The organism is Acetobacter pasteurianus (assembly GCF_009914215.2).
In the GTDB taxonomy this organism is placed as follows: domain Bacteria; phylum Pseudomonadota; class Alphaproteobacteria; order Acetobacterales; family Acetobacteraceae; genus Acetobacter; species Acetobacter pasteurianus.
The window spans coordinates 1,710,914-1,728,850 of record NZ_CP039846.2; the positions used below are offsets into that span (position 1 = coordinate 1,710,914).

The window sequence follows — 17,937 nt, forward strand, 5'->3', positions numbered from 1 at the left end:
ATATAATGGATCTTACATATTGGCTCCCGATTATATGGGCCGTTATCTTGGTGGCGGCTATTTCAATCTACGTCATTCTGGATGGTTTTGATCTTGGCATTGGCATGCTGTTTGCATTGGAGCATGACCCCGGCCGCCGCAATGTGATGGTGAGTACCATTGCGCCAGTATGGGATGGCAATGAAACATGGATGGTGCTGGGTGGGGCTGTGCTTTACGGTGTATTTCCGGGAGCATATGGCACGCTATTGCCGGCTTTTTACCTCCCGATCATTCTTATGCTGCTAGCACTGATTTTTCGTGGCGTAGCATTTGAATTTCGGGTCATGACGCACGGGACAGGCCGCGAGAAGCTATGGAATGTCGGTTTCATGGCTGGATCTGGCATTGCCGCATTTTGTCAGGGGGCCATTCTTGGGGGCGTTGTTCAGGGCGTAAAAGTTGTTGATGGTGCTTTTGCCGGAAGTGCGCTTGATTGGCTAACGCCTTTTAGCATTCTGTGCGGTCTAGCCGTGATGTGTGGTTATGCTTTGTTGGGAGCGACCTGGTTGATTTGGCGCACGACCGGAGCGTTAGAAGCATCTTGCCGCCGCTGGGCGAGTAAGCTGGCCATTGGGTTGTTTGTAGGGATTGTGGCCGTCAGCTTGTGGACGCCACTGTTGCATGCACCTTATTTGCGCCGTTGGACAGATTGGCCAAATATTGTTTTTGTTCTTCCTGTGCCGGTTCTTGTGGCTGTGTTGGGTGTTCTGTTCGTGCGTGGCTTAAGACATGAACATTCCAAAGGCCCATTTCTATGCGCGCTCGGCTGGTTCTTTTTATGCCTTTCCGGTTTGGGTATTACGGTTTGGCCTTATATTGTTCCGCCCGGTCTGACACTTTGGGATGTTTCGGCTCCCCCAAGTAGCCAATTGTTCCAGCTTGTTGGCACAGTTATTCTGCTACCAATTATCCTAACCTACACAATTTATTCCTATCGTGTGTTTCGCGGAAAGGTAACGGAAACAGATGGCTATCACTAAAATTGTTCAGGGAAATGGAGATGGTGCCCCAAAGAATATCGGGGCACGGATTGGATGGTTTGTAGTTATCTGGACGCTGAGTACCGCAGTGTTTTTTGCTGGGGCCTCTTTATTACACCTGATGATTCCCAAATAAGTAAGTTTTAAGGTATTCCCCTGCTTTGCAGGAAGCAGGGGAATACCTTAAAAATGTGTTTTATTTTGAAATAACAGTATTCTCTCTTGGTTGTTTTGTAGAATTATCTTTGTTGTTTTTTGAAACAGTGTCAGCATTTTCTAATTGGCTGCGTGGTGTAATTTTAAAGGGCGGGATTTTTTGCCCAGGTAAATAATAAGGCCCTTGGTAATTTTGGTCGAGCTGAGCATTGTTAAGCTTATCGATCATATTATCGCCTGTTCCATCTGAATACATGGAAGATTGCGGCGTGGAGACTGCCTTTTGCGGTTTAGGAGCGCTTTGCGCAAAAGCTGGCATTGTCAGATACCCCAAAGCCATTCCCGTATATATGATCTGTTTTATGCGTGACATGAGGTATTTCTCTTTGCTGAGTATAGGCGGAAAAGAATGGCAAGGCCCATCAAAACAGAAGCCTCTATATAACTGTTCATGGATATGTGGCGTTCCTCGGTGAACGCAAAGAATTTTTCATTCACGAAGAATGCAACATTCATACTGGTATTTCGTTTCTAAGGTATGAGTTTGTTTTGCATTCAATGGGTATACTAACGTTATTTAAAGTATTGTTTTTAAATGTATAAATGAAATAACCGAACAAAATATCATAAAATAGTATAACTTAGAAAAATATTGAATAAATTTCTGCGCAATGATAATATTTTAGATACACATTACGTATGAAATAAGAGGTGAGGGAATATTTTATGAAGGATTCTGGAGCGGCGCACGCGCATTTTGGTTGGTTTAAGCGCCGTAAACAGATGAAGCCGCAGGACATTACTGTTGTTGATGCCCAGATGTTAAATAAGGCAGTGGGCGCAGCTGCCTTGGGTAATGCCATGGAGTGGTTCGACTTTGGTGTCTATGGTTATATTGCCGTCACGCTGGGGCAGGTCTTTTTTCCATCGGATGATGCTGCAACCCGTCTGATTGCAACTTTTGCTACGTTTACTGTTGCATTTCTGGTCAGGCCTCTTGGCGGTATGGTTTTTGGGCCGCTGGGGGATCGGTACGGGCGGCAGAAAGTGCTGGCCTTTACGATGATCGCAATGGCAATCGGCACGTTCTCTATCGGTCTGATTCCATCTTATGCCCAGATTGGTTTATGGGCTCCGTTGCTCTTGCTGCTGGCGCGTTTAGTGCAAGGGTTTTCAACCGGTGGGGAATATGCCGGTGCTGCCACTTTTATTGCCGAGTATTCTACCGATAAAAATCGCGGGCTTATGGGGAGCTGGTTGGAGTTTGGTACTCTGGCCGGTTATGTGGCAGGTGCAGGTATTGTAACGGCCTTGCAGATCGGCTTGAGCCACACGGCCATGTTGCAATGGGGATGGCGTATTCCTTTTTTAATTGCCGGCCCACTAGGGTTGTTGGGGGTGTATATGCGCTCCCGGTTGGAAGAAACGCCAGCTTTTCAGGCATATGCAGAACAGGCCGCACAGCGGGATGATGAAAAACCGGGTTGGGGTGAACTGCTGCGTGTGCATTGGCGGCAGTTGCTGAAATGCATGGGCCTTGTGCTGGTATTTAACGTAACCGACTACATGCTGCTGACGTACATTCCCAGCTATCTGACGGTTGCTTTAGGATACGCCGAAAGCAAAGGGCTTTTGCTGATTATCATCGTCATGCTGATGATGATGCCATTGAACGTAATGGGTGGGTATTTAAGCGATAAACTGGGGCGTCGGCCCATGATTATCGGTGCCTGTATTGCTCTTCTGGTGCTGTCTATTCCTTCTGTTCTGCTGTTGCAAAGCGGGAATGATTGGCTGATTTTTGCGGGCCTGATGCTTCTTGGTCTTGCTCTTGTTTGCTTTACCAGCAGCATGCCATCCACTTTGCCAGCGCTTTTCTATACGCCTATCAGATATACGGCGCTTTCTATGGCGTTTAACGTATCTGTTTCCATGTTTGGTGGCACAACACCGTTGGTAACAGCATGGCTGGTTGGGCATACGGGTAACCTGCTTATGCCGGCTTATTATCTCATGTTTGCGGGTGTTGTTGGTATTGTGACAATGCTGACGGTGAAGGAAACAGCCTGCATGCCTCTGCGAGGGTCACCACCAGCAGTGGGGAGCGAAGCAGAGGTTAAAAAGATCCTTCAGGGAGATCACCCTATCACGGTAGATTCTACGTTGCCGCCTATTCCTCAGGAATAAGGTAAAACGGAATACTGTTGCTATGATGCAGGCTCAGCATGAAATCACTCATGCTGAGCCTGTTTTGTATTCAGGCCAAATGGTCTTTCAGCCAGCTTTCAACAGCTTCAAGCAAAGCGCGCCCGCTTGCTTCATCTCTGGCAGGGGCAGGAAAGTACGGGCCAGTTTGGATTTGATACCGCATAGGTAGAGGAGGCTGTTTCAGAAAAGGCCACCCCTGAGAAAGATAAGGGGAATCTGTTTTGATCAGGAGAGTTTGCACGGGCAGGCGCGTGCGCTGCGCAATAGCTGCAAAACCCGGCTGCATGGGGCTGGGTTCTGTTCCTGCGCGGGAACGCGTGCCTTCGGGAAACAGGAGTAACTGATTGCCTTCTTTCAGGCGTTCAGAAGCAGGCCCGATCAGCCGCAGAAGACTATCATGCCGGATGTATCCTGCTGTGCGTAATGTGCTACCTAGAGTTGGACGCTCCCAAATGGAGGCTTTGGTAACGCAAACCAGATGCGGCAGGGCGGAGGCCAGAATAAGGCTGTCTAACCGTGAGGGATGGTTTGCAACCAGTATAATGTTAGGGATATTTTTAAGGGTATCGAGCTGGGCTAGGTCACATTCCAAAATACCGGCAGCTTCAAGATAACGCACGGCAAGCCGCGCCATAAAACAGAGCCATGCCTGTCCTATTTTACGGCGTTTTGGTCCTTCAGGCAGAGCGTGGCGTAGCAGAAAAGAGCCTGCATCCAGCGCCAGAAAAATAATACCAATAACGGCAAGTGATGCATAAAACCGTAAGCTGGTACTCAATTTTGAAAACAACGACATGAGAATACAGTACAGCTCTGGCAAAAAGAAAAGGTGAGCATAACACGCATTACACCACAACGTATAAAACGTGTGGGGTAATAGACTTAGCCGAGATTACCCACCGTTCTGAGGTTGCATGATACGGCGCAGATCTTCCGCCATATGGGCACTATCTGCACGGGCATCAACCATTCCCTTGTAACGCACCTCTGGGCCCATAACCACAAACTGTGGAGACATCCGCATGGTATATGTCCATTCGGGGTCAGGCACCTTTTCAATAGGAGCATGATATTCCTTTGCCAGATCAGCCAAAGCAAAGGGTGCGGCTGTGCCGCTTACAACACGTGGGCCAATACTTTCACCATATTGGCGTAGGCGTTCTGCATCATCTCTATCTGGGTCAAGGCTTACAAAAATGATAACGGCATTATGCCTGCCACCTTCTACCTGATCTAATGCCGCAGACATATTGCGTAGGGCAGGGGCGCACGCCTCTTCCGCACAATGGGTGGCGCCAAACAGAACAAGCATCCAACGGTTACGGAACGTCTGATCCGTCATGGTGCCTGTTGTGGAATCCATAAGGCGGAAGGAACCACCAACCTCGTTGCCATAAGTGTTGAGTTGTACGCCGTGTTTTAAGGCCAGATGAGTGGCCGTGTAACCTCCGGCGGCGGCCAGAGCCAGCACACCAAAGGTCATGAGGGCTATACGTTTTCCAGCCGGTGTCATGGTCTTAATGTGCCTCCGCCCAATTCTGGCCTATTCCGGTTTCTACAACCAAGGGTACAGCAAGATCTGCTGCTGCTTCCATAATGTTTTTAATAATTGCTGCTACGGCTTCGGCTTCTGATTCATCTGTTTCAAACAACAGTTCATCGTGCACCTGCAAAAGCATGCGTGTTTCGCCAAAGCCTGCCTTTTGCAGGGCCAATGGCAAATGCACCATGGCGCGTTTTATAATGTCTGCAGCGCCACCCTGTAAGGGGGCATTAATAGCTTGCCGTTCGGCATATTGGCGTCTGGCAGCACTTTTTTCATGAATGCCCGGCACGTAGCAGCGTCGGCCAAAAGGTGTGAGCACATAGCCATGGGTGCGTGCTTCTTCGCGCATACGCTCCATGTAATCACGGATGCCGGGGTAACGGGCAAAATACGCATCTATATAAGTGCGTGCTTCACCGGCCGGAATGCCAAGCTGTTTGCCAAGCCCAAAAGCCGAAATGCCGTAAATAATGCCAAAGTTAATGGCTTTGGCGCGCCGCCGGGTCAGGGCATCCATACCCTCAAGCGGGATATTGAAAACTTCCGATGCCGTGCGGGCGTGAATATCCTGCCCAAGCTGAAAAGCCTCACGCAATGCGGGAATATTGGCAACATCGGCCAGTAGCCGCAGTTCGATTTGCGAGTAGTCAGCAGAAATCAGCTTCTTGCCCGGAGGAGCAATAAAGGCTTGCCGGATACGTGTGCCTTCTTCCGTGCGCACAGGAATATTTTGCAGGTTGGGGTCTGTAGAAGACAAGCGCCCGGTGGAGGTGATCGCCATCTGGAAAGATGTGTGCACGCGGTCATTACGCCCAGCCTGACGTAACAAGGCATCTGTATAAGTGGATTTCAACTTGGCAAGCTGCCGCCATGCCAGAATGCGTGCAGGCAGATCATGCCCTTGGTCGGCCAGATCCTGCAAGACAGAGGAATCTGTGCTCCAAGCCCCAGCCTTGCCGCGTTTGCCGCCTTTCAGGCCCATTTCATCAAACAGGATTTCCCCAAGCTGTTTGGGAGAACCGATATTGAACTGTCGACCGGCGGCTTCGTAAATATCGTTTTCCATGCCCTGCATGCGGGCTTCAAAGTCCTTGGAAAGTCGATCCAGTTCTGCGCGATCTACTGCAATGCCTGCCTTTTCCATGTCCGCCAGAATGGCCGAAAGCGGGCGTTCAATCTGCTCATACAGCGCCAGTGCCTTATTGGTGCGCAGCGTGGGGTGCAGAACATGCCATAGGCGCAAGGTAACATCAGCATCTTCAGCAGCATATTTGGTGGCTGTTGCAACAGGCACTTGTGCAAAAGGCAGGCGGTTGCGGCCTGTGCCCGTCACACTGTCATACGTGATGGGAGTATGGCTTAAATGCAGGGCAGAAAGTTCATCCATGCCTTGCCCATGCAGCCCGGCAGACTGGCTGTAAGAGATCAGCATTGTGTCATCTACAGCGGTAATGCTGGAAAGAGGGATGCCCGCATGATCCAGAATGAGCAGATCAAACTTGGCATTATGGAAAATCTTTAAAACGGCATCGTCCTGCAAAAGAGGTGCCAGCAGTTTAAGGGCTGCATCAACCGCAAGCTGTTCGCCTGTAGGGGCTTCCAGCGTGCCTTCATGTTTTAAGGGCACATAGCAGGCTTTGCCTGGAGCCGTTGCAATAGAAAACCCGACAATATTGGCAGCAAGTGGGTCTAGCCCATCCGTTTCTGTATCTACAGCACAGATCCCGGCTTCCTGCGCTGCGCTCACCCATTTTTGCAGGGCTTCTGCTGTGCGCACGGTTTCATAATCATGATACGGGGCGGAAAGCACAGATGCATCTGGGGCCGATGCATCATCAGCGGGTGTGGTTGCCCCGGCGACTGATGCTGCGGCGACTTTTCTGGCAGCACGATGTGCGTGAGCACCAGAGGGGTGGCCAAGCCCCATACGGCTGAGAATGGAGCGAAAGCCCATACGGTCCAGCCAGTCTGCCAAAACCAGCATGTCTGGCTCACGCGTGCCAAGCTCTTCTACCGGCACAGGTAGTGGAACGTCAGTGGCAAGGGTGACCAACTGGAGAGAAACACGTGCCGCATCGGCGTGTTCGATTAGCATGTCACGCCGCTTGGATTTTTTCATTTCCGGTGCAGCGTTCAGCACAGCTTCCAGTGTGCCGTATTCCTGCACAAGTGCTGCTGCTGTTTTGGGACCAATACCAGGCACGCCGGGCACGTTATCTGTGGGGTCTCCCATCAGGGCCTGTACATCCACCACTTTTGTGGGAGGCACACCAAATTTGGTTTCTACCTCAGTAGGGCCAACTGGTGTCTGTTTGATAGGGTCCAGCATGCAAACGCCGTCTCCCACCAGTTGCATCAGATCCTTGTCGGATGAAACAATGGTGCACGTGCCACCCTGTGCCCGAATGGCCGTTGCATAGGATGCAATCAGATCATCTGCCTCCCAGCCGGGGAGTTCGATGCCCGGCACATTGAAGGCCTGCGTGGCTTCCCTGATCAGGCTGAACTGGGGACGCAAATCTTCAGGCGGTTCAGGCCGGTGCGCCTTATATTGCGGATAGATTTCTGAGCGGAATGTCTGGCGGCTGGCATCAAACAGCACTGCCAGATGGGTGCCTACATGGTCTTTAAGCAAACGGGCCAGCATGGTGGTAAAGCCGTAAACGGCATTTACTGGTACACCTTCCGGGCTGGTCATGGGCGGGAGGGCATGAAAGGCGCGGAAAATAAAGCCGCTGCCATCTACCAGAACCAGATGGGGTGTTTCTGTCATACGAATGCAAACCGTGTAAGCGGAAGGGAAGGCAAAAAGAAAGCCATAGGGTTTGGATATGCCCCTTGGGTTTTGATGTCCAGCATTGGGCGCCCGGCTTTCTGGAGGGTAATGCTGCCTGTAACAGGCAAATACCCCGGCCTAGGCCGGGGTATGGAAGGTATATTTACAGGAACGATACCTGCAACTTAGTCAATTTTTTTAACCCAGCCATGCGTGTCTGCTGCACGCCCAAACTGGATATCGCACAAAGCCTTACGCAGGCTGCTGGTAACTTCACCAGTCTGGCCGCTGCCAATGGTGCAGCCGCCTTCAGTGCTTTTGAATGTGCCAATAGGTGTCACAACAGCAGCGGTGCCGCAGGCAAACACTTCTTTCAGTTTGCCGGAATCGGCATCACCATAAAGCTGATCAATAGCGTAGCGTTCTTCCTTGACCTTCAGGCCACGATCACGCGCCAAGGTAAGCAGGGAATCGCGCGTAATGCCGTGCAGGATGGTGCCGCTGTCCAGCGGAGGCGTTTGTAGGGTGCCATCTTCAAACACCATCATCACGTTCATGCCGCCCATTTCTTCCAGCCAGCGGCGTTCCTGCGCATCAAGGAACAGAACCTGATGGCAGCCGTGTTCCTTGCCTTCCATCTGTGCCGTTAGGCTGGCGGCGTAGTTACCACCACATTTGGCTGTGCCTGTGCCCCCGCGGGAGGCGCGTACTGTGCGTTCTTCCACCCATACGGAAACCGGGCCGGCATCTTTGGAGAAATATTCACCAGCGGCACAGGCAATCACAATAAACTTAAATTCAGATGCCGGCTTTACGCCAAGGGCAGCTTCCGTCGCAATCATGAAGGGGCGGATATACAGCGTGCCAACTTCTGGCTTGGGCACCCAATCTTTATCCAGCTTCACAAGCTGTGTCACGGCATCCAGAAACAGGTCTTCTGGCACCTGTGCCATAGCCATGCGTTCGGCAGAATGGCGGAAGCGGCGGGCATTTGCATCCGGGCGGAAAAGCTGCACGCTGCCATCCGGGGTGCGATAGGCCTTCATGCCTTCAAAAATTTCCTGCGCGTAGTGCAGCACGGATGCAGCAGGGTCCAGCATCAGCGGCTGGCGGGGCAGGATTTCAGCAGAATGCCAGCCCTTACCTTCCGTATAGGTGACAACAGCCATGTGGTCGGTAAAAACGCGGCCAAAACCCGGATTGGCCAGCATGGCTTCCCGCTCTGCTGCGGGGGTAATGTCTGTTTTGCGGGTAATCTTGAAGGCGGTGTCAGATTCGGTGGTCATGGGTTCTGCTGTCTCCACGGCGCTGGGGTCTGAACCAGATAGTCTGGCGGCTCCGTTGCCTCGGTTCTTTTTTTGCTTTCAGACGTTCTTATATCTAGGTCTGAGTTGGCAGGCGTGATGGGGCTTTTCCTATCATGTTCATGCTTTATGTGCCAGAGAGCCAGACAGGCATGCCCCGTGGGGCGGGTTTGCATCTGGCGGAGTGGGTGCTGTTTTCAGCAACACAGGCCGTTATTGAGCCACTTGGGCACTTTCCGTCTTTATTCCGGAGAAATGAGTTATGGCACCACTTCCTTTCCGACAAAGCTATGCAGCATTGCCAGAGCGGTTTTATGCCAATGCTCCTCTTTCTCCTGCGCCAGCCCCTAAGCTGATCCGGCTGAACCATACTTTGGCAGAACAGCTTGGGCTGGATGCAGAATGGCTTGCCAGCCCGGAGGGCGTAGCCATGTTATCTGGTAGCGCCATGCCAGAAGGTGTGGAACCACTTTCCATGGCGTATGCAGGTCACCAGTTTGGCAGCTTTAACCCGCATTTGGGGGATGGCCGTGCCCTGTTGCTGGGGGATGTGCAGGATGGCCAAGGCCATGTGTGGGAAGTGCAGCTTAAAGGTTCTGGTCCCACGCCGTTTTCCCGCAGAGGGGACGGTCGCGCTGTGTTGGGACCTGTGTTGCGTGAATATGTGGTGAGCGAGGCCATGCATACCTTGGGTATTCCCACAACCCGTGCATTGGCTGCCGTAAAAACAGGCATGACTGTTTTACGTGAAACCATGTTGCCCGGTGCTGTTCTGGCGCGTGTGGCATCCAGCCATATTCGGGTTGGCACATTCCAGTATTTTGCATCACGGCAGGATATGGCGGGCCTGCGGCTTTTGGCAGATTTTGCCATTGCCCGGCATTACCCACAGGTAGCACTAGCTCCTGCGCCGTATCTGGCGTTCCTCCAGCAGGTTATTGAGGCTCAAGCCAAGCTTATCGCCCAATGGATGCTGGTTGGCTTTATTCATGGTGTGATGAATACGGATAATATGGCCGTATCGGGGGAAACCATAGATTACGGCCCCTGTGCCTTTATGGATCAGTATGACCCGAATACCGTGTTCAGCTTTATTGATGAACGCGGGCGTTACGCTTTCACCAATCAGCCAACAATTGCCCTGTGGAATCTTACGCGCTTGGCGGAAGCATTGCTGTCACTTCTTTCCGAAGATGAAGAAGAAAGTGTTGCTTTGGCGGGGCAGGCGCTTGAGCAGTTTGGAGGGCTATTCCACGGCGCATATTTTGCGGGATTGCGTGCAAAGCTTGGTTTGAAAACACAGCAGGCCGGGGATGAAACATTCTTCCATGCTTTGTTTGCTCAAATGCAGGAACACCAGGCTGACTTCACCAATACGTTTCGCAGTTTGAGTGATGAGCGCGTCATAACAGGAGAGCATGTGCCCGATATATTGGAAGGCATGCAGCCGTGGCTTACCCAATGGCGGCAGCGCTTAATGCAGGAAGTAGAGGAAGCTCCAGCTATACGGGCGGAAAACATGCGCCGCGTAAACCCATGTTATATTCCGCGTAATCATCTGATAGAGGCCATGATAAGCGCGGCTGTGAATAATGATGACTACACGTTGTTTGAGGAAATGCTGCAGCTTATAGCCTCACCCTATACAGAACAGGGAGATATGGCGCGGTATGCACAACCTCCGCAGCCTGAAGAGCGTGTAAGATACACTTTTTGCGGGACGTAATAAGATTAAAGTGTCGCCGTTTATATACAGTCGGTAATCACGATAAATCTGTGGTTATCGTCTGTTATTTCAATGCGTGCCTCTACGCGGTACACGGTGCGGAGCAGTGCGGGAGTTAACACCTCCGCCGGAGGGCCGGAGGCAATAATTTGGCCTTCGTGAAGCACGCATACCAGATCGCACAAGTTCAATGCGATGTTCAGATCATGCAGCACCATCAACGTTACAAGATTGTTTGCACGGGTGATCTGCGTAAGCAGTTTTGTAACGGCGTACTGATAGTGCAGATCCAGTGCGCTGAGTGGCTCATCCAGTAACAGGGCGTGCGGTTGGCGGCCAAGTGCCTGTGCCAGACCAATAAGCTGGCGTTGGCCTCCGGAAAGCTCGTTCAATTTGCGCAATGCCAAATGGGCAATGTTAAATTGCTTCAGCAGGTCCAGCGAAGCCTGAATATCTTCCTCATGAGGCGCATCTGCAAAACTTTGCCCTTGTCTGCTGGGCATAATACGTTTGGCAGCCAGCATGGCTTCCAGTGCAGTAATGTTGACGGGCGCGGGAAGTGCTTGCGGGAGATACAGGCAGTGTTGGGAGCGTTCAGGCAAGCGCAGGCTGCCAAGTTGAAGCCCATCTAGTGTGATACACCCTTTAACAGGCAATAGGCCGCTTATAGCGCGCAATAAGGTAGATTTTCCGCTACCATTTGGCCCGAGCAGGGCGCAGATACGCCCATGTGGAAAGCAAGGTGTTGTCAGATCATCCAGCACCGTATTGCGCCCATAATGGACGGTAAGATTTTGCGCTATCAGGCCTGAAAAAGGTTTGTCTGCTGTCATACCATTGGCCGCTGTTTGAGAATGATGGCCAGAAAGAACGGAATGCCCACCAGTGACGTAATAATGCCAAGAGGCACAATAATGCCCGGCACCAAAATACGCGCGACCAAAGAAGAAACGGATAGAATAAGTGCGCCAGTCAGTAAGCTGCCGGGCAGACTGAAGTGATGATCTTCTCCCACCAGTCGGCGTGCGATGTGTGGGGCCACTAACCCCACAAATCCAATAACGCCCACAAAAGCAACGGAAAGAGCGCATAGAAAACTGATGCGTAAAAGGGCGGCCCGACGCAGGCGCGGAACATCCACCCCAAGGCTGGCGGCGCGTTCTTCACCCATTCTTAAAAGGGTTAGTTCGCCAGCAGAGCGTAGGGAGAGTGGAAAGATAAGAGCCAGACTTCCAGCTAATAAAGCCAGAGTGGCCCATGTAGCGCGGCTTAGGCTGCCAAGCGTCCAGAAAACCAGATCTTGCAGCGTATCTTCACTGGCAACAAATTGCATGAGAGCAACAAGCGCCTGAAACGAAAAAACAAGCGCAACGCCACAGAGAATCACCGTGCTTGTATCCGCCTGCCGGAAGCGTGTCAGCATATCCAATGCAAAAACAGAGGATACGGAAAACACAAAGGCGCATCCTGCTACCAGCCAGTTATCAGGCACGCCTGCAATGTGCCATTGCAAAACAATAGCTAGAGAAGCTCCAAACGCTCCGGCGGCGGAAACGCCCAGTGTAAACGGACTGGCTAATGGATTGGCCAGAACTGTCTGCATTTCTGCCCCTGCCAAGCCAAGAGCGCCCCCTATACAGGCAGCCATGAGGGCGTAGGGCATACGAATCTGCCACACAATAATGGCAGTTTGCTGCGGCACAGAAACTGAATTGAACAGTGTCTGCAAAAACAGGCTTGGGGGAAGATGAGCAGGGCCAACCAGAAAATTGGCACCAAGTGAAAGTACAACGCCAGCAGCCAGACAACCAAGGATAAATAGCCGTTTGTAGATGCTGACACGATATGTAGCTTGCACAGCAGTGATATCTGGCAGCGTATCCTTGTAGTCCGACATGGTATCCTGAGCTTGACGGTGTGCAGTGGAAAAGGCTTTGTGCGTTTTCATCTTTTCCTTCTGCATGAAACTTGAAAAACGGGTGGGTGTTGGCACAGATGGTTATAATGCAAAATGGTTATGATCCATCTTTGCCAGTAAAGGAAACAGCCGTCTCCTTTACTGTAACGCCAGAGCAGGCAGGAGAGCGGATTGACCGTTTTCTGGCTGCCACAATGGAAACGCTTTCACGCTCACGCATCAAAAGCCTGATTGAAGAAGGGCATTTGGCATGTGATGGCGTGTGCATAAGGGAACCCGCAGCCATAGCCCGTGCTGGTATGGAAGTGGTGCTCACCATTCCTCCCGCTGCTCCCGCAGTGCCCCAAGGTGAGGATATTTCTTTTACCGTTTTGTATGAAGATGATGATCTGATTGTGCTGGATAAACCGGCTGGTCTGGTTGTGCATCCTGCACCGGGGAATGAAACAGGCACTCTTGTAAACGGCCTGATTGCGCATTGCGGGGAAAGTCTGAAAGGCATTGGTGGAGAACGCCGCCCCGGTATCGTGCATCGGCTCGATAAAGATACTTCTGGCGTGATGGTCGCGGCCAAAACAGAAATGGCGCATCAGGCTCTGTCAGAGGATTTTGCTGCGCGTCGGATAGACCGTGCCTATCTAGCTTTTTGCTGGGGGCTACCTAATCCGGCAGAAGGAGATTTTGAAGGAGCTATCGGGCGCGATAAGCGCGACCGCAAGCGCATGGCGCTCACGCCCAAAGGTGGAAAATGGGCGCTCACACATTATCGCACGTTGCAGGCTTTTGGTACGGGGGCTGCACTTGTGGCCTGCAAGTTGGCAACAGGGCGCACCCATCAGATACGTGTGCATTTTTCTGCGAATGGGCACCCTTTGATAGGTGACCCGCTATATTTGAGACGGATTCCCGCTGCTTCTCGTGTTCTGCCATCTGCGGCCCGTTCGGCTGCGCTGGATTTCCCGCGGCAGGCCCTGCATGCAGCGCGGTTGGGGTTTATACACCCCAGAACGGGTGAAAAACTACTGTTCGAAACCCCTATGCCTGAAGATATGCAGGTGTTGGAACGTAGCCTCAAGGCGGATCAGGAATAGGTTTTTCGATTCGGAAACAGCAAACAGGACTGTACAGGTCCAGAAATGTGGCTGTCTTCTGCCATGCATCTTAGAATTCTTGACACATGTGCTTTTTCCAGCGCACCCTGTTGCACCCACTAGGCCTTGGAAGCCGTAGCCGAACTGGTGGGAGAGCCTCTTTTCAGTCTGCCGCTCATACGGAGGGCAGAGGGATTGAGGTGTAAGACATCTGTCCATCGCATGACTGGATCTTGCCTCTTTTTATGAATGTTTTGCGGGCGTTACGGGAACCCAAAGCATTCAAGGGAGTTTCCAGTTCAGGGGAGTAGTCAACACATGGTATCTTCCGTTATCAATGTTGGGCCTGAAAACAATCTTTCAAGGTACCTTCAGGAAATCCGCAAATATCCTCTCCTTACACCAGAAGAGGAACTGAGCCTTTCACGCCTGTGGCGCGATAAGGGAGACGTTAAGGCAGCGCATCAGCTCGTCACCTCCCATCTGCGTCTGGTTGCAAAAATTGCCATGGGTTACCGTGGTTATGGCCTGCCGATCAATGAACTGATCAGTGAAGGCAATATCGGCATGATGCAGGCCGTAAAGCGGTTTGACCCTGAAAAAGGGTTCCGTTTGGCCACATATGCTATGTGGTGGATTCGTGCAGCTATTCAGGAATACATTCTGCATAGCTGGTCCTTAGTGAAAATGGGCACCACTGCGGCTCAGAAAAAGCTGTTCTTCAATCTGCGCCGTCTGAAAGGGCAGATGCAGGCCATTGATGATGGTGATCTGAAACCAGAGCAGGTGAACAAGATTGCCACGACACTGGGTGTATCTGAACAGGATGTGGTGGATATGAACCGTCGCATGGCTGCGCCAGATCATAGCCTGAATGCGCCCATGCGGGCCGATCAGGATAGTGAATGGCAGGACCGGTTGGTTGATGATCACACCAACCAGGAAGATGTTTACGCTGAGAATGAGGAACTTTCTGGCCGGAAGGCGCTGCTTTCTTCCGCTATGGAAAACCTTAATGAGCGCGAACGTCGGATTTTTACGGAACGCCGCTTGAAGGATGATCCTTCAACATTGGAAGAACTGGCGCACGAATATGGTATCTCGCGCGAGCGGGTGCGTCAGATTGAAGTGCGTGCGTTTGAAAAAGTGCAGGCGGCCATGAAAAAGGAAGTTCAGGCCCGGCGCGAAGAAACAGCCCAGAATACGTAAGCGGGGTTTGGCGCTTTCTATTTGCAAATCATGCAGGCAGGAAGCGCCTATACGCTCTTATTTATTTTAGCATGTAAGGCAGGCTTGTTATCAGGCAGCCGCAGCGTCCTGAATAAAGAAGGTGGCGTCTGTTCTGCCATTCCAGCTTTCTGCCCGCAGATACCCGGCAAGATGTAGGGCAGGGCGTGTTGTGTCTTCCAGTTTGGCCGCTAAAGGGTTTTCATGCGCGCGGAACAGCAGCGCTTTCAACCGGCCATTATTTTCACCCTTTAAAAGCAGGCGCAGCGTGTTGCCGTCTCGGCCAATGCGGTCTGCCCGTATAACTGTTACACGGGGTATAGCTAACAGAGGCTCCGGGTTTCCGGCACCAAATGGGGCAAGGGCTCCCATATCCTGCGCCAGTTCTGCTGTGGCGCCAGAAATGGATACCACCGCATCTACGGTAAGAGGCACTTTTTCTGGAAGCGTAGCCGCCTGTGCTAACCGAGTATCCAGAAAAGTATGAAAATCTTCCAGCTTATCAGCAGTAAGGGAAAAGCCAGCAGCCATGGCGTGGCCGCCGCCTGTTTTCAGCATTCCAGCCTGACGGGCTGCAATAATCACGGTGCCAAGATCTAACCCGGGAACAGAACGGCCAGAACCTTTAATGGTGCCATCTTCCTGTTCGGCCCCAACAAGGGCAGGCCGATTGAAGCGTTCCTTAATACGCCCTGCTACAATACCTACAACACCTGGGTGCCAATCTTTTCCGGCCAGCAGAATAACAGCGTGCCCAGCTGCTTTCTGGGCTTCAGCCTGTTGCATGGCGCGGTCCAGAATATCGGCCTCAACACCTTGTCTGCGGCGGTTTACGGCATCCAGACGTTCGGCCATCTGGCGGGCTTCAAAGCTATCAGGGCAACGGAGCAGGCGCAGGCCCAAAGCTGCTTCTGCAATACGGCCACCTGCATTGATACGCGGCCCCAATGCAAAGCCGCAGGAAAAAGCATCCGGAGCTTTGGTAACGCCAGCAATTTCCATAAGGGCATTCAGGCCAGTGCGTTGGCGGCGGGCCATAATTTTAAGCCCTTGCGTTACAAAGGCGCGGTTAAGCCCATGCAGGGGCATAACATCACAAACCGTTGCCAACGCTACCAGATCAAGCTGGCGCATAAGATCGGGCGGAGGTTGGTCTGCTGTAAACCAGTCTGCACGCCTTAGGTCTCGCGTGGTCGCAACAGCGGCAAGAAAGGCGAGGGCTGCAGCACAGATATGGTGCAAGCCAGAGGAACAGTCTGGCCGGTTAGGGTTAACTGTTGCCAGAATAGGGGGAAGGGCATCTTCCGATTTGTGATGGTCCAGCACAATCACATCGGCTTTGTCTGTCACTTGAGACAGAATATCTGCCGAAGCTGTGCCGCAATCTACACAAATCAATATGGAAGCGCCTTGCGCCACCAAATTATCCAGCGCGGCTACGTTAGGGCCATATCCTTCGGTCATTCTATCCGGGATATGGGTATGAACGGTGCAGCCGAGTTCTTCAAAAAAAGAGGCAAGAATGGCGGAGGCGCAGGCACCATCCACGTCATAATCACCAAAAATACCAATTACTTCACGGTTCTGGACAGCTTTTGCCATGCGCTCAGCAGCTTTATCCATATCCGTGAGACTGGAAGGATCGGGCATAAGTGCCCGCAACTTGGGCTCTAGAAAATGAGGGGCCTGATCTGGTGTGATCTGACGCATGGCCAGCAGACGGCCAACAATTTCTGGAATACCCAGTTGTTGGGCCAAAGCAGCCCCCAAGCGCATCAGAGCAGGATCTTCTGCTCCCGCACGCCAAACCCAACGCCGCCCAATAAAGCTGGCTTCCACCCCCAATACAGCAGGGGAGGAAGCTTCTTCAGAGTGTTTGGTAAGTTGCAAGGTGCTGCTTTGCATCAAAATTCAGGGCTGCTTATTGCGGAGCCCATGTTTTGGTTTTGAAGTTATGGTGGCCTTCAATAAAGCGCACCGTGCCAGATTTGGAACGCATGACCAGAGAATGCGTAATAGCCTGATGCGGCAACTGCCGAACACCACGCAGCAAGGTGCCAGTGGTAACACCTGTGGCGGAAAATAGCACAGACCCTGCAGCCAGATCATGCAGGCCTAGCTTGCGGTCTGGGTCTTTGCCGGGGTTCATTTTGCAGGCACGTTCGCGCTGGCTGTCATCTTCAAATAGTAGGCGACCCTGCATCTGCCCTTCTACGCAGCGAATGGCAGCAGCAGTCAGCACACCTTCAGGTGCACCGCCAGAACCCACATAAATATCAACCTGACTGGTATCAAGGCAGGCAGCAATGCCGCCAGCCACATCGCCATCTGTCAGCAGGCGCACACGCGCACCAGCAGCACGGGCACGGGCAATCATTTCTTCATGCCGTTCCCGATCCAGCGTGCAGAGTAGAAGGTCCTGAACACTCTTGCCTTTAGCTTTGGCCAGATTTTTCAGGTTGTTCTCAATGGAGTTATCCAGATCAACAACACCATCGGGCAGATTGGGGCCGACCACAATCTTGTCCATATAAATGTCTGGCGCATGCAGGAAGTTGCCCCGCTCTGCCAATGCCACCACGGTAATGGCGTTTGGCATATCTTTGGCGCAAAGGTTGGTGCCTTCCAGCGGGTCCACGGCAATATCCATGCCGGGGCCGCCAGAGCCAACTTTTTCACCAATATAAAGCATGGGGGCTTCATCCATTTCCCCCTCACCAATCACCACCATGCCGTCAATGGCGACGGTATCAAACGCTGTGCGCATAGCTTCTACAGCAGCGCCATCAGCATCGTTCTTGCGGCCGCGTCCTGTCCACCGAGCGGAAGCCAGAGCAGCGGCTTCCGTTACGCGCACCAATTCAAGCGCGAGATTGCGGTCAGAAACAACAAAAGGAGAGGGGCCTATGGAATCAGACATCAGAAACAGGATCCTTGCTTAAAAGTCTATGATACCGGAAAAG

14 protein-coding genes are annotated in these 17,937 nt (G+C 52.1%); 5 read left to right on the forward strand and 9 right to left on the reverse strand.

Annotated elements, in window-relative coordinates; translation table 11 throughout:
- The first annotated feature begins 5 nt into the window (after window positions 1-5).
- The gene (cydB, locus tag FCN51_RS21425; protein WP_003624446.1) at window positions 6-1,022 is read left to right on the forward strand and encodes a cytochrome d ubiquinol oxidase subunit II; all 1,017 of its coding nucleotides are present in this window, start codon (window positions 6-8) and stop codon (window positions 1,020-1,022) included.
- A gap of 196 nt (window positions 1,023-1,218) precedes the next feature.
- Here cydB and FCN51_RS21435 read toward each other — a convergent pair whose 3' ends face one another.
- The gene (locus tag FCN51_RS21435) at window positions 1,219-1,551 is read right to left on the reverse strand and encodes a hypothetical protein (RefSeq protein ID WP_160256815.1); all 333 of its coding nucleotides are present in this window, start codon (window positions 1,549-1,551) and stop codon (window positions 1,219-1,221) included.
- Between the two features lie 353 nt (window positions 1,552-1,904).
- Here FCN51_RS21435 and proP point away from each other — a divergent pair, with 353 nt between their 5' ends.
- On the forward strand, window positions 1,905-3,365 hold the full coding sequence (gene proP, locus FCN51_RS21440) for a glycine betaine/L-proline transporter ProP (protein WP_050818458.1): 1,461 nt from the start codon (window positions 1,905-1,907) through the stop codon (window positions 3,363-3,365).
- A 70-nt stretch (window positions 3,366-3,435) separates the two neighbouring features.
- Here the strand turns inward: proP and FCN51_RS21445 are convergent, their stop codons facing one another.
- The 4 genes from FCN51_RS21445 to FCN51_RS21460 form a co-directional block, all read right to left on the reverse strand.
- On the reverse strand, window positions 3,436-4,182 hold the full coding sequence (locus FCN51_RS21445; protein ID WP_035362319.1) for a lysophospholipid acyltransferase family protein: 747 nt from the start codon (window positions 4,180-4,182) through the stop codon (window positions 3,436-3,438).
- A 96-nt stretch (window positions 4,183-4,278) separates the two neighbouring features.
- Window positions 4,279-4,899, reverse strand: a complete 621-nt coding sequence (locus tag FCN51_RS21450; protein ID WP_160256816.1) for an SCO family protein — start codon at window positions 4,897-4,899, stop codon at window positions 4,279-4,281.
- 4 nt (window positions 4,900-4,903) lie between these two features.
- Entirely contained in the window at window positions 4,904-7,705 is a 2,802-nt protein-coding gene (gene polA, locus FCN51_RS21455; protein ID WP_160256817.1) for a DNA polymerase I, read from the reverse strand.
- 188 nt (window positions 7,706-7,893) lie between these two features.
- Complete coding sequence (locus FCN51_RS21460) at window positions 7,894-8,994, reverse strand: branched-chain amino acid aminotransferase (protein WP_201762561.1); 1,101 nt, start codon at window positions 8,992-8,994, stop codon at window positions 7,894-7,896.
- 280 nt (window positions 8,995-9,274) lie between these two features.
- Here FCN51_RS21460 and FCN51_RS21465 point away from each other — a divergent pair, with 280 nt between their 5' ends.
- Window positions 9,275-10,738, forward strand: coding sequence for a protein adenylyltransferase SelO (locus FCN51_RS21465; RefSeq protein WP_160256819.1), 1,464 nt, complete (start codon window positions 9,275-9,277; stop codon window positions 10,736-10,738).
- A gap of 20 nt (window positions 10,739-10,758) precedes the next feature.
- Here the strand turns inward: FCN51_RS21465 and FCN51_RS21470 are convergent, their stop codons facing one another.
- Both FCN51_RS21470 and FCN51_RS21475 read right to left on the reverse strand, forming a co-directional pair.
- Complete coding sequence (locus tag FCN51_RS21470; protein ID WP_160256820.1) at window positions 10,759-11,571, reverse strand: ABC transporter ATP-binding protein; 813 nt, start codon at window positions 11,569-11,571, stop codon at window positions 10,759-10,761.
- Window positions 11,568-12,686: a FecCD family ABC transporter permease gene (locus tag FCN51_RS21475; protein ID WP_160256821.1), complete on the reverse strand. Its 1,119-nt coding sequence runs from the start codon at window positions 12,684-12,686 to the stop codon at window positions 11,568-11,570. The genes FCN51_RS21470 and FCN51_RS21475 overlap by 4 nt, the downstream gene beginning before the upstream one ends.
- Window positions 12,687-12,733: 47 nt before the next feature.
- Here FCN51_RS21475 and FCN51_RS21480 point away from each other — a divergent pair, with 47 nt between their 5' ends.
- Window positions 12,734-13,747 (forward strand): RluA family pseudouridine synthase, encoded by a 1,014-nt coding sequence (locus FCN51_RS21480; RefSeq protein ID WP_201762562.1) that lies wholly within the window; start codon window positions 12,734-12,736, stop codon window positions 13,745-13,747.
- Between the two features lie 249 nt (window positions 13,748-13,996).
- Entirely contained in the window at window positions 13,997-14,956 is a 960-nt protein-coding gene (gene rpoH / locus FCN51_RS21485) for an RNA polymerase sigma factor RpoH (RefSeq protein ID WP_014457306.1), read from the forward strand.
- A 90-nt stretch (window positions 14,957-15,046) separates the two neighbouring features.
- Here the strand turns inward: rpoH and recJ are convergent, their stop codons facing one another.
- Together recJ and glpX are read right to left on the reverse strand one after the other, a co-directional pair.
- On the reverse strand, window positions 15,047-16,879 hold the full coding sequence (gene recJ / locus FCN51_RS21490; protein ID WP_160256822.1) for a single-stranded-DNA-specific exonuclease RecJ: 1,833 nt from the start codon (window positions 16,877-16,879) through the stop codon (window positions 15,047-15,049).
- Window positions 16,880-16,895: 16 nt separating this feature from the next.
- A complete protein-coding gene (glpX, locus tag FCN51_RS21495) occupies window positions 16,896-17,894 on the reverse strand; it encodes a class II fructose-bisphosphatase (protein WP_160256823.1) in 999 nt (332 codons plus the stop codon).
- Between the last annotated feature and the right edge of the window lie 43 nt (window positions 17,895-17,937).